21 protein-coding genes are annotated in these 26,754 nt (G+C 68.6%); 8 read left to right on the top strand and 13 right to left on the bottom strand.

Annotation, left to right across the window (positions count from 1 at the left end):
- The first annotated feature begins 130 nt into the window (after positions 1-130).
- Complete coding sequence (locus RBJ65_RS37390; RefSeq protein WP_306319234.1) at positions 131-1,180, top strand: LacI family DNA-binding transcriptional regulator; 1,050 nt, start codon at positions 131-133, stop codon at positions 1,178-1,180.
- 64 nt (positions 1,181-1,244) lie between these two features.
- Here the strand turns inward: RBJ65_RS37390 and prcA are convergent, their stop codons facing one another.
- From prcA to arc, 6 genes are all read right to left on the bottom strand, one after another.
- Positions 1,245-2,027, bottom strand: coding sequence for a proteasome subunit alpha (gene prcA / locus RBJ65_RS37395; protein WP_306319235.1), 783 nt, complete (start codon positions 2,025-2,027; stop codon positions 1,245-1,247).
- Positions 2,028-2,103: 76 nt separating this feature from the next.
- Positions 2,104-2,949 carry a proteasome subunit beta gene (gene prcB, locus RBJ65_RS37400; RefSeq protein ID WP_306319236.1) on the bottom strand — a complete coding sequence of 282 codons (846 nt, stop codon included), beginning with the start codon at positions 2,947-2,949 and terminating at the stop codon, positions 2,104-2,106.
- On the bottom strand, positions 2,901-3,476 hold the full coding sequence (locus RBJ65_RS37405) for an endonuclease VII domain-containing protein (RefSeq protein ID WP_372341288.1): 576 nt from the start codon (positions 3,474-3,476) through the stop codon (positions 2,901-2,903). The genes prcB and RBJ65_RS37405 overlap by 49 nt, the downstream gene beginning before the upstream one ends.
- A 53-nt stretch (positions 3,477-3,529) precedes the next feature.
- Positions 3,530-3,748, bottom strand: coding sequence for a ubiquitin-like protein Pup (locus RBJ65_RS37410; protein WP_306319237.1), 219 nt, complete (start codon positions 3,746-3,748; stop codon positions 3,530-3,532).
- A 129-nt stretch (positions 3,749-3,877) separates the two neighbouring features.
- A complete protein-coding gene (gene dop / locus RBJ65_RS37415; RefSeq protein ID WP_306319238.1) occupies positions 3,878-5,389 on the bottom strand; it encodes a depupylase/deamidase Dop in 1,512 nt (503 codons plus the stop codon).
- A gap of 281 nt (positions 5,390-5,670) precedes the next feature.
- The gene (arc, locus tag RBJ65_RS37420; RefSeq protein WP_306319239.1) at positions 5,671-7,437 is read right to left on the bottom strand and encodes a proteasome ATPase; all 1,767 of its coding nucleotides are present in this window, start codon (positions 7,435-7,437) and stop codon (positions 5,671-5,673) included.
- 263 nt (positions 7,438-7,700) lie between these two features.
- On the opposite strand from arc, the gene RBJ65_RS37425 reads away from it, so the two are divergent.
- Positions 7,701-8,015 carry a ferredoxin gene (locus tag RBJ65_RS37425; protein WP_306319240.1) on the top strand — a complete coding sequence of 105 codons (315 nt, stop codon included), beginning with the start codon at positions 7,701-7,703 and terminating at the stop codon, positions 8,013-8,015.
- Between the two features lie 85 nt (positions 8,016-8,100).
- Here the strand turns inward: RBJ65_RS37425 and RBJ65_RS37430 are convergent, their stop codons facing one another.
- The 3 genes from RBJ65_RS37430 to RBJ65_RS37440 form a co-directional block, all read right to left on the bottom strand.
- On the bottom strand, positions 8,101-8,685 hold the full coding sequence (locus RBJ65_RS37430) for a hypothetical protein (RefSeq protein WP_306319241.1): 585 nt from the start codon (positions 8,683-8,685) through the stop codon (positions 8,101-8,103).
- A 238-nt stretch (positions 8,686-8,923) separates the two neighbouring features.
- Positions 8,924-9,829 carry a tRNA (adenine-N1)-methyltransferase gene (locus tag RBJ65_RS37435; protein ID WP_306319242.1) on the bottom strand — a complete coding sequence of 302 codons (906 nt, stop codon included), beginning with the start codon at positions 9,827-9,829 and terminating at the stop codon, positions 8,924-8,926.
- 55 nt (positions 9,830-9,884) lie between these two features.
- Complete coding sequence (locus RBJ65_RS37440) at positions 9,885-11,417, bottom strand: site-2 protease family protein (protein WP_306319243.1); 1,533 nt, start codon at positions 11,415-11,417, stop codon at positions 9,885-9,887.
- 191 nt (positions 11,418-11,608) lie between these two features.
- On the opposite strand from RBJ65_RS37440, the gene RBJ65_RS37445 reads away from it, so the two are divergent.
- Positions 11,609-12,463: a RecB family exonuclease gene (locus RBJ65_RS37445; protein ID WP_306319244.1), complete on the top strand. Its 855-nt coding sequence runs from the start codon at positions 11,609-11,611 to the stop codon at positions 12,461-12,463.
- 130 nt (positions 12,464-12,593) lie between these two features.
- Complete coding sequence (locus RBJ65_RS37450; protein ID WP_306319245.1) at positions 12,594-13,265, top strand: response regulator transcription factor; 672 nt, start codon at positions 12,594-12,596, stop codon at positions 13,263-13,265.
- Between the two features lie 33 nt (positions 13,266-13,298).
- Here RBJ65_RS37450 and RBJ65_RS37455 read toward each other — a convergent pair whose 3' ends face one another.
- The 4 genes from RBJ65_RS37455 to metH form a co-directional block, all read right to left on the bottom strand.
- Entirely contained in the window at positions 13,299-14,876 is a 1,578-nt protein-coding gene (locus RBJ65_RS37455) for an ABC transporter substrate-binding protein (RefSeq protein WP_306319246.1), read from the bottom strand.
- 64 nt (positions 14,877-14,940) lie between these two features.
- The gene (locus tag RBJ65_RS37460) at positions 14,941-16,548 is read right to left on the bottom strand and encodes an ABC transporter substrate-binding protein (protein ID WP_306319247.1); all 1,608 of its coding nucleotides are present in this window, start codon (positions 16,546-16,548) and stop codon (positions 14,941-14,943) included.
- A 365-nt stretch (positions 16,549-16,913) separates the two neighbouring features.
- Positions 16,914-17,609, bottom strand: coding sequence for an HAD family phosphatase (locus RBJ65_RS37465; protein ID WP_306319248.1), 696 nt, complete (start codon positions 17,607-17,609; stop codon positions 16,914-16,916).
- Between the two features lie 98 nt (positions 17,610-17,707).
- A complete protein-coding gene (gene metH, locus RBJ65_RS37470; RefSeq protein ID WP_306319249.1) occupies positions 17,708-21,217 on the bottom strand; it encodes a methionine synthase in 3,510 nt (1,169 codons plus the stop codon).
- A 277-nt stretch (positions 21,218-21,494) separates the two neighbouring features.
- Here metH and RBJ65_RS37475 point away from each other — a divergent pair, with 277 nt between their 5' ends.
- The 4 genes from RBJ65_RS37475 to RBJ65_RS37490 all read left to right on the top strand — a co-directional run bounded on the left by RBJ65_RS37475 (position 21,495) and on the right by RBJ65_RS37490 (position 26,659).
- A complete protein-coding gene (locus RBJ65_RS37475) occupies positions 21,495-22,286 on the top strand; it encodes an IclR family transcriptional regulator (protein ID WP_306319250.1) in 792 nt (263 codons plus the stop codon).
- A 357-nt stretch (positions 22,287-22,643) separates the two neighbouring features.
- A complete protein-coding gene (locus tag RBJ65_RS37480; RefSeq protein WP_306319251.1) occupies positions 22,644-23,438 on the top strand; it encodes an MIP/aquaporin family protein in 795 nt (264 codons plus the stop codon).
- A gap of 47 nt (positions 23,439-23,485) precedes the next feature.
- On the top strand, positions 23,486-25,033 hold the full coding sequence (gene glpK, locus RBJ65_RS37485) for a glycerol kinase GlpK (protein ID WP_306319252.1): 1,548 nt from the start codon (positions 23,486-23,488) through the stop codon (positions 25,031-25,033).
- Between the two features lie 9 nt (positions 25,034-25,042).
- Positions 25,043-26,659, top strand: a complete 1,617-nt coding sequence (locus RBJ65_RS37490) for a glycerol-3-phosphate dehydrogenase/oxidase (protein WP_306319253.1) — start codon at positions 25,043-25,045, stop codon at positions 26,657-26,659.
- The last annotated feature ends 95 nt before the right edge of the window (positions 26,660-26,754 follow it).

Raw genomic sequence — 26,754 nt, forward strand, 5'->3', positions numbered from 1 at the left:
CCGTGACGCCCGGCCCTGCGACGCCTGACGTTTTACGTATAACGTCGAGACGTTATACGTACCACGTGCCCGACTGGCAGAGCCACCCGATAACGTCGAGCACCTCTGGACGACACCTACGGAGGCACCAGTGACAAGCGGCCCGGACGGCACCACGACCGCCCGCCCCACCAGCAGGGACGTGGCCAGAGCCGCAGGCGTCTCACAGGCCGCCGTCTCGCTCGTCATGGGCGACAAATGGCACGGCCGCGTCTCCGAATCCACCGCCGAACGCGTCCGCGCCGCCGCCCAGCGGATCGGCTACCGCCCCAACCTCGCGGCCCGCAACCTCCGCACCGGCCGCACCCGCACCGCACTCCTCGTCGTCCCCGCACTCACCAACGAGTTCTTCGCCGGCGTCTACACCGGAGCCGCCCGCGTCGCCGCCCAGCACGACTTCGGCGTCGTCCTCTACCCCTCACCCGACGGCATCGGCCCCGCCCGCGACCCCTTCCCCTCCGCGCGCGCCGCCCTCGACGGCATCCTCGCCTCCTCCATGGCCGCCGACGCCCTCACCGCCCTGCGCGGAGACGACGACCTCCCCCTCGTCATGCTCGACAGCGACCCCACCGGCAGCCCCGGCGCCACCACCGTCAACCTCGACCTCTCCGACGGCATCCGGCAGATCACCGACCACCTCCTCGCCCACGGCCACCGGCACTTCCTGCACCTCGCCTCCGCCGTCCAGTCCTGGACCTTCGACGTACGGGCCCACGAACTCGCCGCCCGCACCGCCCCCTTGCCGGACACCACCGTGCGCACCGTGCGCTCCGCCCTCACCGTCGAGGACGCCCTCGCCGCCACCGAACGCGCCTTGCGCACCTCCGGCCTCACCCACCCCACCGCCATCGTCTGCGACGACGACAAACTCGCCGCCGGCGCCTACAAAGCCGCCCGCCGCATGGGCCTGCGCATCCCCGACGACCTCTCCGTCACCGGCTTCGACGACCTCTCCCTCGCCACCGCGATCGAACCCGAACTCACCACCGTGCGGCTGCCCGCCGAAGAGGTCGGCGCACACGGCATGCGCGCACTCCTCGCCGTCCTCGGCGTCCTCGACGACAGCGAGGCCGAAACCGCCCCACTCCCCGTCGAGTTGATCGTCCGCGGCTCCACCGGACCGGCCACGCCCCGCGACTGACACACGTGTGCCCCGGCCGGAGCGACACCGGCCGGGGCACACGAACAGCTACGGGACTACGGGACTACTCGTCCTCGGACGAAGACGAAGACGAACCCTCGTCGTCGGACACCGCCTCCGACTCGGCCTCCGTCGTCGCGGCAGCCCCCTCGGCCGTGAGCAGATTCGACAACTGCCGACCCACGATCCGCTTGAACTTCCGCTGCTGCGGCCGCGTACGGTCCAGGACCGCCACCTCAAGGCGCTCCGCGGGAATCTCCCGCTCGCCACCATTGGTGTCCCGCGACAACGCCGTCACAGCCAACTTCAGCGCCTCCGACAGCGTCATGCCGTCCCGATGCTGCTGATCCAGATACGTACTGATCTGCTCCGCGTTACCGCCAACGGCCACCGAACCGTGCTCATCGACGATCGACCCGTCATGCGGCAACCGATAGATCTGATCACCCTCGGCCGACTGACCGACCTCGGCGACCACCAACTCCACCTCGTACGGCTTCTCCCCCGCGCTGGAGAAGATCGTGCCCAAGGTCTGCGCGTACACGTTCGCCAGACCACGGGCCGTCACATCGTCACGGTCGTACGTATAACCCCGCAGATCCGCGTAGCGCACGCCACCGATCCGAAGGTTCTCGTACTCGTTGTACTTACCGGCGGCCGCGAAGCCGATCCGGTCATAGATCTCGCTGAACTTGTGCAGAGCGCGGGACGGGTTCTCGCCGACGAACACGATGCCGTCGGCGTACTGCAGCACAACCAGGCTGCGACCGCGAGCGATGCCCTTGCGCGCGTACTCCGCGCGGTCGGCCATCGCCTGCTGGGGTGAGACATAGAACGGCGTCGACACCGGCTATCCGTCCCTTTCTGTCAGTGACTCTCAGGGGCTCGATGAGTAGGCAACCAAGGAAGAGAAGCGGTCCGGCTCAGAGCAGATCGGCCCGCGGGCCGTCCGGCTGCTCCAGACGCCGCTCCAGGATCGAGCGGGCGATCCCCGACGACTCGTCGTCCGAAAGACGCCGGAAGCCCTCATCCGTGATCACGGTGACGATCGGGAAGATCCGCCGCGCCATGTCCGGACCGCCCGTCGCCGAGTCGTCGTCCGCCGCGTCGTACAGCGCCTGCACGACCAGCGTCGTCGCCTGCTCCTCCGTCAGGTCCTCGCGGTAGAGCTTCTTCATCGCCCCACGCGCGAACACCGAACCGGAACCGGTGGCGGCGAAGCCGTGCTCCTCGCTGCGGCCGCCCGTGACGTCGTACGAGAAGATCCGGCCCCTCTCGCGATCCACGTCGTACCCCGCGAACAGAGGCACCACGGCCAACCCCTGCATGGCCATCCCCAGATTCGACCGGATCATGGTCGACAACCGGTTCGCCTTGCCCTCCAGCGACAGCTGCGCACCCTCGACCTTCTCGAAGTGCTCCAGCTCCAACTGGAAGAGCTTCACCATCTCGACGGCCAGACCGGCGGTGCCGGCGATACCGACGGCCGAGTACTCGTCCGCCGGGAAGACCTTCTCGATGTCGCGCTGCGCGATCACATTCCCCATCGTCGCCCGCCGGTCACCGGCGAGCACCACGCCGCCGGGGAACGTGATGGACACGATGGTCGTGCCGTGCGGGGCCTCGATGACGCCCTGCGTCGGCGGCAACTGCCGGTTGCCCGGCAGGATTTCGGGCTGATGCTCGGACAGGAAGTCCATGAAGGACGAAGATCCCGGCGTCAGGAAGGCAGCCGGTAGACGCCCGGTGCTACGAGGGTTGGCTTCCACGCGTTTCCTTCCACGTATGCTGCGGCCCGCCGTATGGCATCGGGCCGGTCCTTGAACTGCCCCAGGGCTGCGTTGCAGCTGAAGCACAGTACGCCACGGACCCTACCCGTCTCGTGGCAGTGATCCACATGTTCAGCGGGAGCATCCAAGCAGATACAGCAAACACCCTTCTGTTGCTGCACCAGCTCGTCCAACTCCGCGGGCGTGAGGCCGTACTTGCGCTTGAAGTAGCTGATCCGGTTGCGCTCGGCTCGGCAGCTTCGGCAGTAGCTCGACCAACCGTCCGAGGAGGACTTGTTGCGCTCCCACTCGGCGTGCGGCTTCACGACCTCGCATTGAGGGCACCGCTTGTGGCCGGGCGGCACCGCGACCTTCACACGCACTTTCTTGCCCTTGGCCTCCTGGCGCTGCCGGTAGTACTCGGCGGAGCACTCCCGGCAATACGCCTGAAGGCCATCAGGCATGGACTTGTTACTGGCGAACGCCACCCTCGGCAATCGCTCCTGGCACCGCGAGCAGCGCCTCATTCCCGAGACTTCCATACCAGCCACGCGGCCTTCGATTCGAAGGGAAAAGGGCCCTACTGGCCACCCTTCTGAACGAAGGACCTCACGAAATCCTCAGCATTCTCTTCGAGCACATCATCGATTTCGTCCAGGACGGAATCGACATCGTCGCTCAGCTTCTCCTGCCGCTCCTTGAGGTCCTCGGTCGACTGCTCGTCGACCTCCTGCTCCTCGACCTCCTCGGTGGAGCGCGTCGCCTTCTGCTGTCCGCCGCCGGTGTCCTTGGTTGCCATGTACAGCTCACCCCGCTCGGTTCGAGATAACAGCTCGTTCGTGATCAGAACCCTACGCGTCGGCTCTGACATCGGCCCCGCACTTTGTTCAACGTGCGGGGCCCACCTCTGTGATTCCCCTGCCGCAGATCAGTTACCCGAGAGCACCCGGACCAGATCCTCGGCCGTGCGGCACCTGTCAAGGAGCTCCTTCACGTGGTTGCGCGTGCCGCGAAGGGGTTCGAGGGTGGGGACGCGCTGGAGCGAGTCCCGGCCGGGGAGGTCGAAGATGACCGAGTCCCAGGAGGCCGCCGCGACGTCGTCCGCGTACTGCTCCAGGCAGCGCCCGCGGAAGTACGCGCGGGTGTCCTCAGGCGGCTTCGTACGGGCGTTCTCGACCTCGTTCTCGTCCAGGAGGCGCTTCATCTTGCCGCGGGCCGCGAGGCGGTTGTAGAGCCCCTTCTCGGCGCGTACGTCGGCGTACTGGAGGTCGAGGAGGTGGAGCTTCGCGGCGTCCCATTCGAGGTTGTCGCGGCGCCGGTAGCCCTGCATGAGCTCGTGCTTGGCGACCCAGTCGAGCTCGCCGGAGAGGCTCATGGGGTCCGATTCCAGGCGGCCGAGCACGTCTTCCCAGCGGCTGAGGACGTCCTTGGTCTGGTCGTCCGCGTCGGCGCCGAAGCGCTCCTCGACGTACTTCCTGGCGAGTTCGAAGTACTCCATCTGGAGTTGGACCGCGGTGAGTGTGCGGCCGCTACGGAGGGTGATCAGGTGCTTGAGGGACGGGTCGTGGGAGACCTGGTGGAGGGTGCGGACGGGCTGGTCCACGGCCAGGTCGACCGCGATGAAACCGTCTTCGATCATGGACAGGACGAGTGACGTCGTGCCGAGCTTGAGGTACGTCGAGATCTCCGACAGGTTCGCGTCGCCGATGATCACGTGCAGGCGGCGGTACTTCTCCGCGTCGGCGTGCGGCTCGTCGCGGGTGTTGATGATGGGCCGCTTCAGCGTGGTCTCGAGGCCCACCTCGACCTCGAAGTAGTCCGCGCGCTGGCTGAGCTGAAAGCCGTGGTCGTGGCCGTCCTGGCCGATGCCGACGCGGCCGGCTCCCGTCACGACCTGGCGCGAGACGAAGAACGGGGTCAGGTGGCGCACGATGTCCGAGAAGGGGGTCTCCCGCTTCATCAGGTAGTTCTCGTGCGTCCCGTAGGAGGCGCCCTTGTTGTCGGTGTTGTTCTTGTAGAGGTGGATGGGCTGGGCGCCGGGCAGCTGGGCGGCCCGGTCGGCGGCCTCGGCCATGATGCGCTCGCCGGCCTTGTCCCAGAGCACGGCGTCGCGGGGGTTGGTGACCTCCGGGGCGCTGTACTCGGGGTGTGCGTGGTCTACGTAGAGGCGCGCTCCGTTGGTGAGGATGACGTTGGCCAGGCCGATGTCCTCGTCGGTGAGCTGGCTGGCGTCGGCCGCCTCGCGCGCGAGGTCGAAGCCTCGGGCGTCGCGCAGCGGGTTCTCTTCCTCGAAGTCCCAGCGGGCCCTGCGGGCCCGGTGCATCGCCGCGGCGTAGGCATTGACGATCTGGGACGAGGTGAGCATGGCATTGGCGTTGGGGTGGCCGGGGACGGAGATTCCGTACTCGGTCTCGATGCCCATTACTCGCCGTACGGTCATGCGGCCCTCCTTGCCCGGCAGCGCCCTCGGTCGGGGGCGTCGCTCAAGTACCGCTGGTTCTCCGGTGCGTGTGCGGTGCCCGTCCCCGCACTGCGCGACTCGGCGGCAGGACAGAGCCTAGAACGCCTTTGCGCTGGTGGGGAGATCATTTGCGTCATTGAATTCGCTCCGGCTTCGAGCGGTGGTCGGCGTGGTCGGTTCCTGTGGGGGTGCCGCACGGTGGTGCCGCAAAACAGTCGGCTGCGGGTACCCGGTAGGGGCACCCGCAGCCACCCTGTCTTTTACAGGTACTGACCGGTGTTCGCCACCGTGTCGATGGAGCGTCCGGTGTCCGCGCCCTGCTTTCCGGTGACGAGGGTGCGGATGTAGACGATCCGCTCGCCCTTCTTGCCGGAGATTCGGGCCCAGTCGTCCGGGTTGGTGGTGTTGGGCAGGTCCTCGTTCTCCTTGAACTCGTCGATGCAAGCCTGGAGGAGGTGGGAGACCCGAAGGCCCTTCTGGTTCTGTTCGAGGAAGGCCTTGATGGCCATCTTCTTGGCGCGGCCGACGATGTTCTCGATCATGGCGCCGGAGTTGAAGTCCTTGAAGTAGAGGACTTCCTTGTCGCCGTTGGCGTAGGTCACCTCGAGGAAGCGGTTCTCCTCGGACTCGGCGTACATCTGCTCCACGGCCGTCTGGATCATGGCGTGGACGGTGGCGGCCCGGTCGCTGCTGTGCTCGTCGAGGTCGTCGAGGTGCAGCGGGAGGCGTTCGGTGAGGTACTTGCCGAAGATGTCCTTGGCCGCTTCGGCGTCCGGGCGCTCGATCTTGATCTTTACGTCGAGTCGTCCGGGTCGAAGGATGGCGGGGTCGATCATGTCCTCGCGGTTGGAGGCGCCGATCACGACCACGTTCTGGAGGCCTTCGACGCCGTCGATCTCGGCGAGCAGCTGCGGGACGATGGTGTTCTCCACGTCCGAGCTGACGCCGGATCCGCGGGTGCGGAACAGCGATTCCATCTCGTCGAAGAAGACGATGACGGGGGTGCCTTCGCTGGCCTTCTCCCTCGCGCGCTGGAAGACGAGGCGGATTTGCCGCTCGGTCTCGCCGACGTACTTGTTGAGAAGTTCGGGACCCTTGATGTTGAGGAAGTAGCTCTTTCCCTGGGCCTGTCCGGTCACTTCCGCGACCTTCTTGGCGAGGGAGTTGGCGACCGCCTTGGCGATCAGGGTCTTTCCGCATCCTGGGGGCCCGTACAGCAGGACGCCCTTGGGCGGCCGCAGTTCGTGCTCCCTGTAGAGGTCCGGGTAGAGGTAGGGCAGTTCGACCGCGTCCCGGATCAGTTCGATCTGGTTGCCCAGGCCGCCGATCTGGTCGTAGCCGATGTCCGGGACCTCTTCGAGGACGAGTTCCTCTACTTCGCTCTTCGGTACGACTTCGTAGACATAGCCGGAACGGGGTTCGAGAAGAAGGGCGTCGCCGGGGCGGATGGTGACGTCAAGGAGCGGCTCGGCGAGCCGTACCACCCGTTCCTCGTCGGTGTGCCCGACCACGAGGGCTCGATCGCCGTCCTCGAGGATTTCCTTGAGGGTGACGATGTCGCCGACGCTCTCGAACTCCATGGCCTCGACCACGTTGAGCGCTTCGTTGAGCATGAGTTCCTGGCCGCGTCGGAGCTCTTCGAGTTCGACGCTTGGGCTCACGTTCACGCGGAGTTTGCGGCCGCCTGTGAAGATGTCGGCGGTGCCGTCCTCGTTCGCCGAGAGGAAGACTCCGAAGCCTGCCGGTGGTTGTGCGAGCCGGTCGACTTCTTCCTTGAGGGCCACGATTTGGTCGCGGGCCTCGCGGAGTGTGTTGGCGAGTCGCTCGTTCTGGGCGGACACGCCGGCCAGGTTGGTCTGCAACTCGACGATCCGCTCTTCGAGAATCCTCGTGTGTCGCGGAGAGTCGGCGAGCTTGCGCCGCAGGACGGCGATTTCCTGCTCGAGATAGGCAACCTGCCCGGCCGGGTCCTCGGACCCTCGTCCCGGGCGGATGCCGCGGTTGATGTCGTCGTCGTGGGCTGCCACGGTCCTCACCTCCTCCAAGGGGAGCTGGACGCTTCCAGACCCTACCTGGGCGGGTGTCGATTGAAACCCCTAGATCAAAAAGACGATGGGGTGTGTCCGATCTTCACCCTTGCGCTCTCCCTCACGCCAGGGGAATACCCACCCAACAACATCGGAAAGCGGCCGGTTGTAGGGTCGAAGTGTTCAACACCCGTCAGGCTTGGCCCGACTTGCTCCTTCGAAGGAGCCTTTCGGGGGCCGCGACGCAGGAAACGGCAGGAGACATGACCGTGCGGCAAGAGGCCGGTTCCGGTACCGACAGCAGCGTTCCGCTGGAGGTGTGGATCGATCAGGATCTGTGCACCGGGGACGGGATCTGCGCGCAGTACGCTCCCGAGGTCTTCGAGCTGGACATCGACGGTCTCGCGTATGTGAAGAGCGCGGACGACGAGCTGTTGCAGGACACCGGTGCCTCAACGCCCGTTCCGCTTCCGCTTCTCACGGATGTGGTGGCTTCGGCGAAGGAGTGTCCTGGCGACTGCATTCATGTGCGCCGGGTCGAGGACAGGGTCGAGATCTACGGACCTGACGCTGAGTGAGAATTTAGCGGAGATCCGTCACTCTACGTACGCGAACGGGCCCCGTCCGCCGATGTTTCGGTGGACGGGGCCCGTTGCGTGTGGGTCAGACCGCGCGTGCCTCGGAGGGCGTGGAGCGGACGAACGACCCGTCCTTCCACTGCCACTTGGCCTTCTCGTGGACGTCCGGGCGGAAGCGCGGGACGGAGTCGGAGGAGTAGCCCTCCAGGTTCGCGAGGACGGAGCCGTCCTGTATGGCGAGGTCCGTCACCGAGTTGTTGTCCTTGGGGGCGACGAGCGTGGCGACGACGCGCGGCTTGGCGCCCGCGGGTTGCGTGACTACGTAGATGCCGCTCGGCGGGGTGCCGACGCCGGCGTCGCAGCGGACGACGGCGACCGTCTCGGGGCGTCCGTCGCCGTCCAGGTCACCGGCGGCCTTCTTGACGACCTTGGCCTTGACGGGGCCGCAGTCGAGCGGGAAGTGGACGGCGGCCGGATCGGGCGGGGCGACGGCCGCGGGTCTGTGCGCGGGCGTCTTGGTGCCGGCCTGGGCCGCGGTGGCGGAGTCCGGCTGCAGGAAGCCGGAGGCCGCGACGACGGCCGCGAGGGCGGTCGCAGTGGCCAGCCAGTGGATGGGCCGTGTGGTGGTGTGCGCCAGTTCCGGGAGCGTCTGCCGGGGGGGCTGCTGCACGAGGAGGGTCTCCTGTGAGGGCTGTGCCGGTGGGGGTGGCCAGCATCGTGCCATACGTCACAGTGCGCGGGAACGGCGGGGTCCGTGCTTTCTCGGCTGGTACGCCGCCGGTGCCTGGCTGGTCCCTGGTCCTGGTGCTGCCGCTTTGTGAACGAACGGGCGCCGCCGCCGAGTTCCCGGTCGTGCGGGGGAACTGGGCGGCGGCGCCGGTGCGTTGTGTTCGGCTACGGAGGTGGGCTCAGCGGCCGCGGCCTCCGCCGTCGGCGTTGGGGCCTTCGTAGTCCTCGCCGTAGGCGCCCTTGGCGGGGCGGCGGCGGCGCATGGGCGGCTCGACGCCGTCCGCGAGGCGGCGGGCGGTGAGCAGGAAGCCGGTGTGGCCGATCATCCGGTGGTCGGGGCGGACGGCGAGGCCCTCCACGTGCCAGTTGCGGATCATCGACTCCCAGGAGGTCGGCTCGTTGAAGCAGCCGATCTCGCGGATGGACTCGACGGTGCGGGCGAGCTGCGTGGTGGTGGCCACGTAGCAGCACAGGATGCCGCCGGGGACGAGCGCCTTCTTGACGACGTCGAGGCACTCCCAGGGGGCGAGCATGTCGAGGATGACGCGGTCGACGTCGGTGTCGACCAGGTTGTCCTGGAGGTCGCCGACGGTGAGCTGCCAGGCGGGGTGCGGGGCGCCGAAGTAGCGCTCGACGTTGCCCTTGGCGATCTCGGCGAAGTCCTCGCGGCGCTCGTAGGAGTGCAGCATGCCGTCGTCGCCGATGGCGCGCAGCAGGAAGCTGCTGAGCGAGCCGGAGCCCACGCCCGCTTCCACGACGCGGGCGCCGGGGAAGATGTCGGCGAAGGCGAGGATCTGCCCCGCGTCCTTGGGGTAGACCACGGCGGCGCCGCGGGGCATGGACAGGACGTAGTCGGGGAGCAGGGGGCGCAGCGCGAGGTAGGCGACGTTTCCGGTGGTGCGGACAACGCTGCCCTCGGGTGCGCCGATCAGCTCGTCGTGCGGGAAGGAGCCCTTGTGGGTGTGGAAGCTCTTTCCCTCTTCGAGCGTGAACGTGTGATGGCGGCCCTTGGGGTCGGTCAGCTGAACCTGGTCCCCGACCTTGAAGAGCCCGCGCCTGCGGGCGGCACCGGTCGGTTCGGACATGTGAACAGCCTACCGGGCCCGGCGGGGGCCGCCGACCACGGAGGTCACGGCGGCTCTACGAAGGGCGGGCCATCGCCTTCACGAAGGCGCGCTCCACGTCGGCGGCGGAGAGGACTCCGTAGATGGCGCCGTTCTCCTCGACGACGAGGTATTCGGTGGCGGGGGTCTCGCGGAGGGTGTCGAGGAGTTCCTCGCCGGCGAGTTCGGCGGAGACGCGCATGCCGTCGGTGAGGTCCTGGGCGAGGCCGCTGACGGGGACCCAGGGGCGGCGGTGTTCGGGGACGCCGACGATGGCGCTCTCGCGTACGAGGGAGTGGGGTTCGCCTTCGGGGTCGACGACGACGAGAGCGCGGGCCCCGGCTTCGTTGGCGCGGCGCAGGGCTTCGGAGAGCGGGGTTTCGGCTTCGACGGGGACGGCGCGGCGGGTGAGGGTGCGGGCGCGCAGTTCGGGGAGGTGTTCGCGCAGCCGTGCCATGCGCAGGCTGTTGCCGGCGCCGGTCCAGATGATCGCGGCGAGGATGGCGGCGAGCAGCGCGTCCGTGATGGTGTCGGCGCCGCCGACGTCCTCCGCGCTCTCGCCGAGGGCGCCGGACTGGGTGAGCAGGGGCAGGCCGATGAGGACGGTGATGGCGAGGGCGCGGCCGACCCAGGCGGCGGCGATGGTGCCGCTCATGGGCTTGCCGGTGAGCTTCCAGACGACCGCGCGGAGCATGCGGCCGCCGTCGAGGGGCAGGCCGGGCAGGAGGTTGAACGCGGCGACGATCAGGTTGGAGATCATCAGGCCGGCGAGGAGGACGCCGGGGACGGTGCCGGGTTCGACGGCCTTCATGGCTACGTAGAAGACGCCGGAGAGGACGAGGGAGAGCAGTGGCCCTACGAAGGCGAGCACGAACTCGCGGCCGGGGGTCTCGGACTCCTTCTCGATCTCGGAGACGCCGCCGAAGAACTGGAGCTGGATGCGGCGCACCGGGAGCTTGAAGCGCAGGGCGGCGACGGTGTGGGCGAGTTCGTGGACGAGTACGGAGGCGTAGAAGGCGACCGCGAAGAAGAGGGAGACCAGGTAGCGGGCGGCGCCGAGTTCGGGCAGCACGCGGTCGAGCTGGCCGCCGAACACCCACGTGATGAGCGCGGCCACGAGGAACCAGCTGGGGGCGACGTACACGGGCACGCCGAAGGGGCGGCCCATGAGGAGTCCGCCGCGCGGTTCGGGGCGTTTGGTGGGGCCCTTGGTGGCGCCCTTGCGCTTGCCGGAGGTGGCGGCGGCGCGCTCGGGGTGGAGGTCGTAGGGGTGTGCGGGGGGTGTGTCGTGCGGCTGGGGGGTCGCCGGGGTGGGGTCGGCCTCCGGGGTCGCCGGGGTGGTGTCGTCGTCCGGGGTGCCGGGGGTGTGCGGGGCCGCGTCGGGCGCCCGGTCCTTCGGCTCCGTGCCGGTCCCCTGGTCCTCCGGCCGCGTGGCCGCCTTCTGGTCCTCCGGGTCCGGCTGGGCCTCGCTGGTCTCGCGGGCTTCGGTCGCGTTCGGTTCGACCGCGGCCGGCGGCCGGGACGGCGTCGCCTTCCCGGTGCCGGACTGCGGCTGCCCGCTCTCGTCCACGGTGATCCCTCGGTCCCCTCGTTTCGAAGCGATTCCCGCCGCCCGGCGGGACGTTCTGGCGTCGATGGTATGCGGACAGTGTCGGTCGGCCCCCGTCGACTCCCCCGCGCCACGCTACGCAAGACGCGGCGGGGCGTGCAGGTGCCTGACCGACACCTGATTGTCAGTGGGTGCCCGTATCGTCGTACGTCATGGAGACCAGCACGGAAAAGCCCGCAGCCGCGCCGCCGGCCTCGCTCTCGCCGTCGCGCGCGAGCGATTTCATGCAGTGCCCGTTGCTGTACCGGTTCCGGGTGATCGACAAGCTGCCGGAGAAGCCGAGCGAGGCGGCGACGCGGGGCACGCTGGTCCATGCCGTCCTGGAGCGCCTCTTCGACACGCCGGCGGGTGAGCGGACGGCGCCGCGCGCCGCGTCGCTGATTCCCGGCCAGTGGGACCGGCTGCGGGAGGCGAGGCCGGAGCTGGCGGAGCTGTTCGTGGACGATGCCGAGGGCGAGCGGATGACGCGCTGGCTCGGTGACGTGGAGCGGCTCGTGGAGCGGTGGTTCACGCTGGAGGATCCGACGCGTTTGGAGCCGGTCGAGCGGGAGCTGTTCGTGGAGGCCGAGCTGGATTCCGGCCTGAAGCTGCGCGGGATCATCGACCGGGTGGATGTGGCGCCGACGGGTGAGGTGCGCATCGTCGACTACAAGACGGGCAAGGCGCCGCGCCCCGAGTACGCGGAGGGCGCGCTGTTCCAGATGAAGTTCTACGCGCTGGTGGTGTGGCGTCTGAAGGGGGTTGTGCCGCGGCGCCTGCAGCTGGTGTATCTGGGCAGTGGGGACGTGGTGACGTACGACCCGGTGGTGGCGGATCTGGAGCGGGTGGAGCGGAAGTTGCTGGCGCTGTGGGAGGCGATTCGGCAGGCGACGGAGAGTGGGGACTGGCGGCCGAGACCGTCGAAGCTGTGCGGGTGGTGTGACCACCAGGCGGTGTGTCCGGAGTTCGGGGGTACGCCTCCGCCGTATCCGCTCCGGGTGGCTTCGTCGGACGCCTCGTTGCGGTGAAAGGCCGGGGCTCTGCCCCGGGCCCCGCGCCTCAATCGCCGGCGGGGCTTGAATTACCCGGCCCGAGCGGCCCCCGCCCGGCAGGGCAGAATGGGGCGCCGGGTCTATCGAAGGATCGAAGGAGAGTTTCGTGGCCATCCGCGTCCTACTGGTCGACGACCAGCCGCTGCTGCGTACGGGCTTCCGCATGATCCTCGAGGCCGAGCAGGACATCGCGGTCGTCGGTGAGGCCGGGGACGGTCTGCAGGCGTTGGACCAGGTGCGTGCGTTGCAGCCCGATGTGGTGCTGATGGACATCCGGATGCCGCGGATGGACGGCGTGGAGGCGACGCGGCAGATCTCGGGTCCCGGCAAGGACGGTCCGGCGAAGGTCCTGGTGCTCACGACGTTCGATCTCGACGAGTACGTGGTCGAGGCGTTGAAGGCGGGGGCCTCCGGGTTTCTGCTGAAGGACGCGCCCGCGGGCGAGCTGGTGCAGGCGATCCGCGTCGTGGCGGCCGGTGAGGCGATGCTGGCGCCGAGCATCACGCGTCGGCTGCTCGACAAGTACGCGGATCATCTGCCGTCGGGCGAGGAGCCGGTCCCGGACACGCTGCACACGCTCACGGAGCGCGAGGTGGAGGTCCTGAAGCTGGTCGCGCGCGGCCTGTCGAACGCGGAGATCGCCGCGGACCTCTTCGTGAGCGAGACGACGGTGAAGACCCATGTCGGCCATGTGCTCACGAAGCTGGGCCTGCGCGACCGGGTGCAGGCGGCTGTGTACGCGTACGAGAGCGGTCTGGTCCGCCCCGGCGCGCAGTAGCCACAGCCGCCTTCCCCACAGGCCCCTGGCGGCTCAGCCCTTGCTGATCTCCCAGAAGCGGAACACGGTCGACGCGTCGAGGCAGTTCTCCAGGCCGTAGACGTCGGACTTGGCGACGGCGTACTGCTTGGCCTGCCAGATGGGCAGGATGGGCAGTTCGTCGGCGACGATGTTCTGGAGCTGTTCGTAGCGCGTCGCCGTCGCGGAGCGGTCGCTCTGGGCGCCGGTCTCCGGGATGATCCGGTCGGTGATGGTGCGGTTGTCGTAGCCGTTGTCGAGGACGTTGCCCTTGCCGAAGAACGGCTGGGTGAAGTTGTCCGGGTCCGGGTAGTCGGGCACCCAGCCCTTGACGTAGACGCCGTACTTGCCGGACTTGATGTCCCGCTCGTACTGGGCGAATTCGACGGACTTGACGTCGGCGTCGAAGAGGCCGCTGGCGTTGAGCTGCTTGGCGACGGTCTTCAACTCGGCGTCGGTGGCGGGGCCGTAGCGCGCGGGCGTGGACCAGAGGGTGAGCTTGACGGGCGTGGTGATGCCGTCGGCGCGCAGTGCGGCGGCCGCCTTGCTCTTCGAGGGGCGGGGCCCGTATTTGTCGAAGAAGGCCGTGTTGTGGCCGGTGATGCCCGCCGGGATGATCGAGTACAGGGACGTGGCGGTCTGGTCGTAGACGTCGTCGATGAGGGCGTCGCGGTCGATGAGGTGGGCGATCGCCTTGCGGACGCCGAGCTTGCCGACGACGGGGTCGTCCGTGTTGAAGACGAGGTGCTGGACCTCGGCGCTTGTGCCCTCGATGACGTCGAGGTTCTTGTTGCCGGAGTTCTGGATGTCGGCGACGTCCTTGGCGGCGAGGCCGCGGTAGGCGAGGTCGACGTTCCCGCCGAGCAGGGACTTCTTGAGGCCCTTCTGGTCGCCGTGGAAGAACTTCATGGTGACGCCGGAGTTCTTGACCTTGGCGGTGCCCTGGTACTTGGCGTTGACCGAGAAATCGGCCTGCTTCTTGCCGAAGGAGTCGAGCTTGTACGGGCCCGAGCCGACGGCCTTGCCGTCGGTGCGCAGCTTGTCGGCGGGGTACTCGGTGTGGTCGACGATCGATCCTGCGCCGGAGGCGATCTTGCTGGGGAAGGTCGCGTCGGCGGACTTGAGCCTGAAGACGACGGTCCTGGCGTCGGGGGTCTCGACCTTGTCCAGCATCGGGAACATGATCGCGGGCCCGGCCTCGTCGTTGATCCGCATCGTGCGGTCGAAGGAGAACTTGACGTCCTTCGAGGTCAGCGCGTGGCCGTTGCTGAACGTCAGGCCGGGGCGCAGCGTGCACCGGTAGACCTTGGTGGTGCTGTCGCTGAAGTGGCACTCCTTGGCGGCTTCCGGCTGCGGTTCGGTGCCGCCGTTGGGGAAGCTGAGCAGCGACTGGAAGACGTTGTTGAACAGCAGCCACGAGCCCGGGTCGTAGCCGGAGGCGGGGTCGGTGGCCTGGATGTCGTCGGACATTCCCATGACGACGGAGTCGCCGCTGTCGGCGGAGTCGCTCTCGTCAGAGCCACAGCCGGTCAGGAGTGCCGCGGCGAGTCCCGCGCCGAGGGGCATGACCAGCCACTGATTGCGCTTTCTCACGTACGTGCCTTGTCTTCGGTCGAGCGGACGGGGCTGGGGCCGGTGGGAGCCGGCCCCGGTGGGCTCAGCCGCTGACGCCGCGGCCCAGCTCCCACAGCTGAAGCACCGAGGAGGCGGAGAGCGCCCACTCCACCCCGGTGATGTCGTCGCGCGCGGCGACGTACTGCTTGCCCTGCCACAGCGGCAGGACGGGCACGTCGTCGGCGACGGTGTCCTGGATCTGCTGGATGGGCTTGGACGCGGTGAGCCGGTCGGCCTCGCGGCGCTCGGCGGGGATCAGGTTGCCGCGGATGTTCTGGTTGACGTACGGGGACGCCAGGAAGTTGTCCTTGTCGAGGAACGGCGCGAGGAAGTTGTCGGCGTCCGGGAAGTCGGGGAACCAGCCGAGGCCGTAGACGTCGTACTTCCCCTTGAGCTGGGCGTCGCGGTAGGTGTCCCAGTTGTCGCCCTTGATGTCGACGTCGAACACGCCGCTGGAGTTGAGCTGCTTCTGGAGGAGCTCGAACTCGTTCTTCGTGGCGGATCCGTAGTGGTCGCTCGTGTAGTGCAGGGTGAGCTTGACGGGCGTGTGGATGCCGGCCTGCCGCAGGATCGACGCGGCCTTGGACCTGCTGGGGTTCTGGTACTTGTTGAAGAACGAGTTCTGGTGTCCCGTGATGCCGCTGGGGACGAGCGAGTACAGCGGTTCGGCGCTGGTGCCGTAGACCTTGGAGGCGATCTCGCCGCGGTCCACGAGCTGCGCCATGGCCTGTCGTACGGCCTTGTTCTTGACGCTGTCGGCCTTGGTGTTGAAGCCGAGGTAGCGGATCTCCATGCCGGGCATCTCGACCAGGTTGATGTTCCCGGGCGGGTTGTCCGAGTACTTCTTGATCTGCTTCGGCGACATGGTGCGCGTCATCATGTCGAGGTCGCCCTTCTCCAGCGCCTTGCCCATGGCGTCGGAGTCGGCGAAGGAGTCCAGTTCGACCTTGTCGTTCTTCGGCTTCAACTGCCCCTTGTAGTGGGGGTTCTTGGTGAAGACGGTCTTGACGACGGTGTCGTTCTTGACCTGGGCCTTGAGGGTGTACGGGCCGGAGCTGTTCACCTTGAAGCCGGTGCGCAGCTTGTTCTTGGGGTACTCGTCGGGGTCGACGATGCCGGCGGTGGGCGTGGCCAGCTTGTACGGGAACGTGGCGTCCGGGGACTTGAGGTGGAAGATGACCTCGCGGTCGCCCTGGGTCTCGATGGTGTCGATCGAGGAGAGCAGTCCGTAGGAGCCGCTGCCGCTCTTGATGGTGCGTACGCGGTCGATGGAGTACTTCACGTCGGCCGCGGTGACGGGCTTGCCGTCGGCGAACTTGAGGTCCTTGCGCAGCTTGCAGGCGTAGCGTTCGCTGCCGCTGTCGGAGAATATGCAGCTCTCGGCGGCCTCGGGCACGGGCTCTCCGCTGCCGCTGCGCGGCATCGCCATGAGTGTCTGCACGGTCTGGCGCAGTACGTTCCAGGAGCCGGTGTCATAGGCGTACGCGGGGTCGAACGGCGCGGGCACCTTGCCGGAGGCGATGAACCGGTCCGTGGTGCCCACCTTGATGGCATCGCCGCCCGCGTCCCCGCTGTCGGACCCGCCGCACGCGGCGAGTACGGGGGCAAGCAGACCGATGATGGCCGGCAGCACCAAAGTCTTGCGGTTCATGCTCGAAGTTCTCCAGAGCTGTTGAACCCGCCGTCCCGGCGTCAGGGGTGGGACGCGTGGGTGGCGGGAGGGTACGGCGATGTTCTCGCGACGAGATTAATGGGCCCGCCCGAGCGGCCCGCGGGCGCGGGAGCGGGGCCCTCATCACGCTGTGGAATCGGGCGTGGACGCACCGAAAACACCTCAGGAGGAAGGTTCGTCGCATGGGGTGGCCAATCGGGACACAAGGTCACCCCTCGGGGCGCGGAGCGCGGTCGCGCAGCATGGGCCCGCGGGCCTGTCACCCCTCAGGAGAGTGGGAAAGCTCACACCGTCGATGGCGATGGTGGACGCGTCGATTCGGCCACTCCTGCCACCCGTGGCTGTCAGGGCGTCATCAGGCCCTGCAGGAAAGGAACGTTGACGTGTTCCAGGGAGCGGACGACGGTGCGCCGCGGCGCGGGTTCGATGGGGGCGACGGACGGTACGGCGACGACCTGGCAGCCCGCCGCCTCGGCCGCGGTGACGCCGGTGGCGGTGTCCTCGATGACGGCGCAGCGAGCCGGGTCGACGTCGAGCCCGGACGCGGCGAGCAGGTACGGGTCGGGGTGCGGCTTGGTGCGTGACACCTCGTCACCGGCGACGGTGAGGCGGAAGTTGTGGGCGCCGAGCGAGTGCAGGATCCGGTCGATGATGCGGCGGTGGGAGGCGGAGACGAGGGCCGCGGGCACGCGGTGCGCGGCGAGTTCGGCGAGGAGTCTCGCGGCCCCTGGCATCAGCGGCAGTGACTCGCTGATGCGCTTCTCGAAGCCGTCGTTGAGCAGCACGGTCACCTCGTCGAGGGTGATGTCGGCGCCGGTGGCCTCGATGAGGAAGCCGGCGCTGCGGGTCATGGGCCCGCCGACGACGACGTGCCGCCAGGAGTCGTCGAGGGTGTGGCCGAGTTCGGCGAAGACGGCCACCTCGGCGTCCCACCAGAATCCCTCGGTGTCGACGAGTGTTCCGTCCATGTCGAGGAGCACGGCCTGGAGCGTGGAGCCTTCGGCCGTTCGGGTACCGAGTGCGGGGACCGTACTGGTCATCCGTACACCTCCATGAGGGACGAAGAGGCCGGTTGCCCTCCGTGGAGCGGAAGGGCAACCGGCCTGCGCTGGACCGACCAGTGTACGACTGGTGTCGATTACCGCGCGTTGAAGTACTTCGCCTCTGGGTGGTGGATGACGATGGCGTCGGTGGACTGCTCGGGGTGGAGCTGGAACTCCTCGCTGAGCTGGACGCCGATCCGCTCGGGCTCCAGGAGGTCGGCGATCTTCGCGCGGTCCTCCAGGTTCGGGCAGGCGCCGTAGCCGAGGGAGAAGCGGGCGCCCCGGTACTTCAGGGCGAACATGTCCTCCATCTCGGCCGGGTCCTCACCGGCGAAGCCGAGTTCGTTGCGTACGCGCGCGTGCCAGTACTCGGCGAGTGCCTCGGCCAACTGGACGGACAGGCCGTGCAGTTCGAGGTAGTCGCGGTAGGAGTCGGACGCGAACAGCTTCGCCGTCTCCTCGCCGATCCGGGAGCCGACGGTGACGACCTGGAGGCCGACGACGTCGGTCTCGCCGGACTCCTCCGGGCGGAAGAAGTCGGCGAGGCACAGCCGCTTTCCGCGGCGCTGGCGCGGGAACGTGAACCGGGTCCGCTCGTTGCCCGCGTCGTCCAGGATGATCAGGTCGTCGCCCTTGGACACGCAGGGGAAGTAGCCGTGCACGACGGCCGCTTCGAGCAGGTTGTCGGTGTGCAGCTTGTCGAGCCAGCCGCGAAGCCGCGGCCGCCCGTCGGTCTCCACCAGCTCCTCGTACGTGGGTCCGTCGCCGGTACGGGCCTGGCGCAGGCCCCACTGGCCCTTGAACAGGGCGCCCTCGTCGAGCCAGGAGGCGTACTCCTTGAGCTGGATGCCCTTGACGACGCGGGTGCCCCAGAACGGCGGCTCGGGGACCGGGTTGTCGACCGCGACGTCCGAGCGCACCGGACCCTCGTCGGCCTGCTCCTCGATCGCGATGTCGCGCTTGGGAACCCGGCGTTGCTTGAGTTCGGGGAGGGTGGCGCCGGGCACGCCGCGCTTGACCGCGATGAGGGCGTCCATGAGGCGCAGGCCCTCGAACGCGTCGCGGGCGTAGCGGACTTCGCCCTCGTAGATCTCGTGGAGGTCCTGCTCCACGTAGGCGCGGGTGAGGGCGGCGCCGCCGAGGATGACCGGGAAGTCGGCGGCCAGCTTGCGCTGGTTGAGCTCCTCCAGGTTCTCCTTCATGATCACGGTCGACTTGACGAGGAGTCCCGACATGCCGATGACGTCGGCCCGGTGCTCCTCCGCGGCCTCCAGGATCGCGGAGACGGGCTGCTTGATGCCCAGGTTGACCACGTTGTAGCCGTTGTTGGACAGGATGATGTCGACGAGGTTCTTGCCGATGTCGTGGACGTCGCCGCGCACGGTGGCGAGCACGATGGTGCCCTTGCCCTCCGAGTCGGACTTCTCCATGTGCGGTTCGAGGTGCGCCACCGCGGTCTTCATGACCTCGGCGGACTGCAGCACGAACGGCAGCTGCATCTGGCCGGATCCGAACAGTTCGCCGACGACCTTCATGCCCTCCAGGAGGGTGTCGTTGACAATGTCGAGGGCGGGGCGGTCCTGGAGCGCGTCGTCCAGGTCCTCTTCGAGCCCGTTCTTCTCGCCGTCGATGATGCGGCGCTGCAGGCGCTCCTCCAGCGGGAGGGCCGCCAACTCCTCGGCCTTGCCCGCCTTGAGGGACTTGGCGGTGGCGCCCTCGAAGAGCGCCATCAGCTTCTGCAGCGGGTCGTAGCCCTCCGCGCGCCGGTCGTAGATCAGGTCGAGGGCGGTGGTGACCTGCTCCTCGTCGAAGCGCGCGATCGGCAGGATCTTGCTCGCGTGCACGATCGCCGAGTCCAGGCCCGCCTTCACGCACTCGTCCAGGAACACGGAGTTGAGGACGATGCGGGCGGCCGGGTTGAGGCCGAAGGAGATGTTCGACAGGCCGAGGGTGGTCTGTACGTCGGGGTGGCGGCGCTTGAGTTCACGGATCGCCTCGATGGTGGCGATGCCGTCCCCCCGGGACTCCTCCTGGCCCGTGCAGATCGTGAACGTCAGGCAGTCGATGAGGATGTCCGACTCGTGGATGCCCCAGTTGCCGGTCAGGTCCTCGATCAGCCGCTCGGCGATGGCGACCTTGTGCTCGGGGGTGCGGGCCTGGCCCTCCTCGTCGATGGTCAGCGCGATCAGCGCGGCGCCGTGCTCGCGGGCGAGCTTGGTGACCTTCGCGAAGCGGGACTCGGGGCCGTCCCCGTCCTCGTAGTTCACGGAGTTGATGACCGCGCGGCCGCCGAGCTTCTCCAGGCCGGCCTGGATGACGTCGACCTCGGTCGAGTCCAGGACGATCGGGAGGGTGGAGGCGGTGGCGAAGCGTCCCGCGAGTTCGTTCATGTCGGCGACGCCGTCGCGGCCCACGTAGTCGACGCACAGGTCGAGCATGTGGGCGCCCTCGCGGATCTGGTCGCGGGCCATCTCCACGCAGTCGTCCCAGCGGGCCTCCAGCATGGCCTCGCGGAACTTCTTCGACCCGTTGGCGTTCGTACGCTCGCCGATCGCCATGTACGCGGTGTCCTGGCGGAACGGGACCGTCTGGTAGAGCGAGGCGGCGCCGGGCTCGGGCTGCGGGGTGCGCTGCGTGGGCTCGGTGCCGCGGACGCGCTCGACGACCTGGCGCAGGTGCTCGGGCGTCGTACCGCAGCAGCCGCCCACCAGCGACAGGCCGTACTCGCGCACGAAGGTCTCCTGCGCGTCCGCCAACTCCTCCGCGGTGAGCGGGTAGTGGGCGCCGTCCTTGGTGAGGACGGGCAGACCGGCGTTCGGCATGGCCGAGACCGGGACGCGCGAGTGCCGGGAGAGGTAGCGCAGGTGCTCGCTCATCTCGGCGGGTCCTGTGGCGCAGTTCAGGCCGATCATGTCGATGCCGAGCGGTTCGAGCGCGGTGAGCGCCGCGCCGATCTCCGAGCCCAGCAGCATGGTGCCGGTCGTCTCGACGGTGACCGAGCAGATGACGGGCAGGTTGGCGCCGGTGGCGTCCAGGGCGCGGCGGGCGCCGAGCAGCGCCGACTTCGTCTGGAGGAGGTCCTGCGTCGTCTCGACGAGGAGGGCGTCGGCGCCGCCGGCGATGAGGCCCTCGGCGTTGCGCTGGTAGGCGTCGCGCAGTGTGGTGTACGGGGCGTGGCCCAGGGTGGGCAGCTTGGTGCCGGGGCCCATGGAGCCGAGGACCCAGCGCTGCTGTCCGGTGCTCGCGGTGAACTCGTCGGCGACCTCGCGGGCCACGCGCGCGCCCGCCTCGGACAGTTCGAAGACGCGCTCGGGGATGTCGTACTCGCCGAGCGCCGCGTGGTTGGCGCCGAAGGTGTTCGTCTCGACGCAGTCCACGCCGACGGCGTAGTACTCCTCGTGCACGGAGCGCACGATGTCGGGGCGGGTGAGGTTGAGGATCTCGTTGCAGCCCTCGAGTTGCTGGAAGTCCTCGAGGGTCGGGTCCTGCGCCTGCAGCATGGTGCCCATCGCTCCGTCGGCCACCACGACGCGGGTGGCGAGGGCTTCTCGGAAGGCGTCCACACGGGCGCGGGGATCGGATGCGGGCGTTGGCAACGAGGCCATGAAAGTTCTCCCAGAGGTGCGACGGCTGTCGGCTTTGCGTCCCCACTCCCCGGAGACGCACCCGGTCAGGGTAGCGGGGACGATGGTCCTGTCGTGAGTGCGTCCACGGTCCGGAACGTTGTGCGCGTGTCGTGGCCGAAACGCGTCGATCCGCGGGCGATCTCCTGGTGATGGAAATATTGGCGCACGCCGCGCTCGCCGGAGGTCGGCAACGACCGATACTGTTCAGCATTGTCGAACGTCGCATCCTGAGGAACCGAGGGAGGAAGGGCCTGCGATGGCACGCAACATCCAGTCGCTCGAACGGGCCGCGGCCATGCTCCGGTTGCTCGCGGGCGGTGAGCGCAGGCTCGGCCTCTCCGACATCGCCGCCGCGCTCGGCCTCGCCAAGGGCACGGCCCACGGCATCCTGCGCACGCTGCAGGCCGAGGGCTTCGTGGAGCAGGACTCCGCCTCGGGGCGCTACCAACTGGGCGCCGAACTGCTGCGCCTGGGCAACAGCTACCTCGACGTGCACGAACTGCGGGCGCGCGCCCTGGTGTGGACGGACGACCTGGCCCGCTCCAGCGGCGAGGCGGTCTACCTGGGTGTGCTGCACCAGCAGGGCGTGCTGATCGTGCATCACGTCTTCCGGCCGGACGACAGCCGGCAGGTCCTGGAGGTCGGCGCGATGCAGCCGCTGCACTCGACGGCCCTGGGCAAGGTGCTGTCCGCGTACGACCCGGTGGCACACAGCGAGGTCCTGGAGGCCGAGCGCAAGGACTTCACGGCGAGCACGGTGTGCGATCCGGGCGACCTGGAGGCGGTGCTCGACCTGACCCGCGCGCGCGGGTACGCGGCCGACGTGGAGGAGACCTGGGAGGGCGTCGCCTCGGTCGCGGCCCCGATCCACGACCGGCACCGGATGCCGGTGGGCGCGGTGGGCATCACGGGCGCCGTGGAGCGGGTCTGCAAGGCCCCCGAGGACGCGGCGGGCGGGACTCCGGGCGGGCTGCGCCCCGAGCTGATCGCCGCCGTACGCGACTGTGCGCGCGCCGTCTCCCGCGATCTGGGCGCCAGCCGCTTCTGAGCGGCGGCGCCCGCGGGCCCCAAGGTGCAGGCGGGCCCCAAGGTGCAGGCGGCACCGATCCGGGTGACCATCGTTGAACGCCCACCGGCCTGCCGACCGACAACGGCGGTCCGATAGCCAGAGGCGATCAATAACGATCGCGCATTCGATAAGAGATCCCTTGACGAGCCGGGAACCGCAGAGCGAGACTCGCGTCCATCGGTCGGCATTGTCGAACACCTACCGGCAATACGCGTTAGAGTGTCAGCAGGCCAGACCGGACCCGACCCTCGCCTTGAGGGTCTCGGACCACCGGAAAGGGACCCGGGAGGTTCGTTACTCGGGTTACCACCTGGACGAAGGACAAAGGAGTCGCGGGTGTCCAGCCACGACATCTTCATCGGCGAGACCATCGGTACCGCCATACTCACCCTGTTGGGCGGTGGCGTCTGCGCCGCCGTCACTTTCAAGCGCTCGAAGGCATTCGACGCCGGCTGGGTCGCCATCGCGTTCGGCTGGGGCTTCGCGGTCCTGACCGGTGCCTACCTGGCCGGCGGCGTCTCCGGCGCGCACCTGAACCCCGCGGTCACCCTCGGTCTCGCCATCGAGGGCGGCACGAAGTGGAGCGACGTACCGCTCTACCTGGTCTCCCAGCTCTTCGGCGCCATGATCGGCGCGGTCCTGGTGTGGCTCGCGTACTACGGGCAGTTCCACGCCCACCTCACCGACCGCGAGGTGCTGGCCGCGCACAACGGCACGGACGGCGACGAGGGTCTCGTCGACCCGAAGTCCGCGCCCGAGGCCGGTCCGGTGCTCGGCGTCTTCTCCACGGGTCCCGAGATCCGGAACATGCTGCAGAACCTCGTCACGGAGATCATCGCCACGGTCGTGCTCGTCCTGGCGATCCTCACGCAGGGCCTGAACGCCGAGGGCAACGGCCTCGGTGTGCTCGGCGCCCTGATCACCGCGCTCGTCGTGGTGGGTATCGGTCTCTCCCTCGGTGGCCCCACGGGCTACGCCATCAACCCGGTCCGTGACCTCGGCCCGCGCATCGTGCACGCGCTGCTCCCGCTGCCCAACAAGGGCGGTTCGGACTGGTCGTACGCCTGGGTCCCGGTGGTCGGTCCGCTCATCGGTGGTGCCCTCGCCGGCGCCATCTACCAGCTGTTCTGAGCGACGCCGCCGAAACCGACCACCCCACGCACCACGAGGAGCACACCGTGACCGACGCACACACCACCGGCCCCTTCATCGCGGCGATCGACCAGGGCACCACGTCCAGCCGCTGCATCGTCTTCGACAAGGACGGCCGGATCGTCTCCGTCGACCAGAAGGAGCACGAGCAGATCTTCCCGAAGCCGGGCTGGGTCGAGCACGACGCGAACGAGATCTGGGCGAACGTCCAGGAGGTCGTCGCCGGAGCCATCACCAAGGCCGGCATCACCCGCGACGACATCAAGGCCATCGGCATCACCAACCAGCGCGAGACGACGCTGCTCTGGGACAAGAACACCGGTGAGCCCGTCCACAACGCCATCGTCTGGCAGGACACCCGCACCGACGCCCTCTGCAAGGAGCTCGGGCGCAACGTCGGCCAGGACCGCTTCCGCCGCGAGACCGGCCTGCCGCTCGCGTCGTACTTCGCCGGTCCGAAGGCCCGCTGGCTGCTCGACAACGTCGAGGGCCTGCGCGAGCGCGCCGAGCGCGGCGACATCCTGTTCGGCACGATGGACACCTGGGTCATCTGGAACCTGACGGGCGGTACAGACGGCGGCAAGCACTACACCGACGTCACCAACGCCTCCCGCACGATGCTGATGAACCTGCACGAGATGCAGTGGGACGAGCGCATCTGCTCCTCCATCGGCGTCCCGATGACGATGCTGCCGGAGATCCACTCCTCCGCCGAGGTCTACGGCGAGGTCACCGGCGGCAAGCTGGGCGACCTGCTCGGCGGCATCCCGGTCGCCTCGGCGCTCGGTGACCAGCAGGCGGCCCTGTTCGGCCAGACCTGTTTCGCCGAGGGCGAGGCCAAGTCCACGTACGGCACCGGCACCTTCATGCTGATGAACACGGCGGACAAGGCCATCAACTCGTACTCCGGACTGCTGACCACGGTCGGCTACCAGATCGGCGACCAGAAGCCGGTCTACGCGCTGGAGGGCTCGATCGCCGTCACGGGCTCCCTGGTGCAGTGGATGCGCGACCAGATGGGCCTGATCAAGTCGGCCGCCGAGATCGAGACGCTGGCGTCCTCGGTCGAGGACAACGGTGGCGCGTACTTCGTGCCCGCCTTCTCCGGCCTGTTCGCCCCGTACTGGCGCTCGGACGCGCGCGGTGTCATCGCGGGTCTGACCCGCTACGTCACCAAGGCGCACCTCGCGCGCGCCGTGCTAGAGGCCACCGCCTGGCAGACCCGCGAGATCACCGACGCCATGACGAAGGACTCCGGCGTCGAGCTGACCGCGCTGAAGGTCGACGGCGGCATGACCTCCAACAACCTGCTGATGCAGACCCTCTCGGACTTCCTGGACGCGCCCGTGGTGCGGCCGATGGTCGCCGAGACGACCTGCCTCGGCGCCGCCTACGCCGCCGGCCTCGCCGTCGGCTTCTGGTCCAACACCGACGAGCTCCGCGCCAACTGGCGCCGGGCCGCCGAGTGGACCCCCCGCATGGACGCGGCCACCCGTGACCATGAGTACAAGAACTGGCTCAAGGCCGTCGAACGGTCCATGGGCTGGCTCGAAGACAGCTCTGTCGAGGAGTAACACCCCACCATGAGTACCCAGTCCACCCTCCAGACCGTGCCTGCCCTCGGAACGCACCCGGTCGCCGGTTCCAACCCGAGCCGCGCCGAGACCCGCGAGCAGCTTTCCAAGGCGACGTACGACCTCCTGGTCATCGGCGGCGGCATCCTGGGCATCTCCACTGCCTGGCACGCGGCGCAGTCCGGTCTCAGGGTGGCCCTGGTCGACGCCGGCGACTTCGCCGGCGCCACGTCCTCCGCGTCTTCCAAGCTGCTCCACGGCGGTCTGCGCTACCTGCAGACCGGTGCGGTGAAGCTGGTCGCGGAGAACCACTTCGAGCGGCGTGCGGTGTCCCGCAATGTGGCCCCGCACCTCGCCAACCCCCTGACCTTCTACCTGCCCATCTACAAGGGCGGCCCGCACGGCGCGGCGAAGCTGGGCGCGGGTGTCTTCGCGTACTCGGCGCTGTCCGCGTTCGGTGATGGCGTGGGGCATTTGTTGTCGCCGGAGAAGGCGCAGCGTGATGTGCCGGAGCTGCGGACCGACAACCTGAAGGCCGTCGCCGTGTACGGCGACGACCAGATGAACGACGCGCGGATGGCGCTGATGACGGTGCGTGCGGCCGTCGATGCCGGTGCTGTTGTGCTCAATCACTCCGAGGTCACCGGGCTTCGGTTCACCAACGGCCGGGTGACCGGTGCCGAGCTCAAGGACCGGATGGACGGTGCGGAGTTCGGCGTCAACGCCCGGCTGGTCCTCAACGCGACCGGGCCGTGGGTCGACCACCTGCGCAAGATGGAGGACCCGAACTCGGCGCCGTCCATCCGCCTGTCCAAGGGCGCGCACCTGGTCATGAAGCGCACCAAGCCGTGGAAGGCCGCGCTCGCCACCCCGATCGACAAGTACCGCATCACCTTCGCCCTCCCCTGGGAGGACATGCTGCTGCTCGGCACGACCGACGAGGAGTACGAGGGTGACCCGGGCGACGTCGCGGTCAACGAGAAGGACATCGAGCAGATACTCGACGAGGCCGCCTTCTCGGTGCGTGACGAGCAGCTCAAGCGGGAGAACATGACGTACGCCTTCGCGGGCCTGCGCGTGCTTCCCGGTGGCCCCGGTGACACGTCGAAGGCCAAGCGCGAGACGGTCGTCACCGAGGGCAAGGGCGGCATGCTGTCCGTCGCGGGCGGCAAGTGGACGACGTTCCGGCACATCGGCCGTACGGTCATGCAGAAGCTGGAGCAGCTGCCCGGTCACCCGCTGGGCGACGACTTCGAGGAGATCAAGAACCTTCCGAAGAAGCTGCCGCTGCCGGGTGTCGCCAACCCGCGTGCGGTCGCGCACCGGCTTCTGGTGGACAGCCCGGCGCCGGGCCCGCGTATGGGCGCCGACACCGCCAAGCACCTGGCGACGCACTACGGTTCGCTGTCCTTCGACATCGCGCGGCTCGCGAACGAGGACCCGGCGCTGGCGGAGCGGGTGCACCCCGATGCGCCGGAGATCTGGGCGCAGGTCGTGTACGCGCGGGATCACGAGTGGGCGGAGACGCAGGACGACGTGCTGCGGCGGCGTACGACGCTGACGATTCGTGGGCTCGACACGGATGACGTGCGGTCGAAGGTGCAGGATCTGCTCGACAAGAAGTAGGTCCTCCGGACGGCAGAAGGGGCGGCTCCCACGGGGGGAGCCGCCCCTTCTGTTGTCGTCTGCGACGGGGGTGCGGTCGCGGGGCTCTGCCCCGG

It is taken from the genome of Streptomyces sp. KL109B (genome assembly GCF_030766935.1).
Taxonomy (GTDB): domain Bacteria; phylum Actinomycetota; class Actinomycetes; order Streptomycetales; family Streptomycetaceae; genus Streptomyces.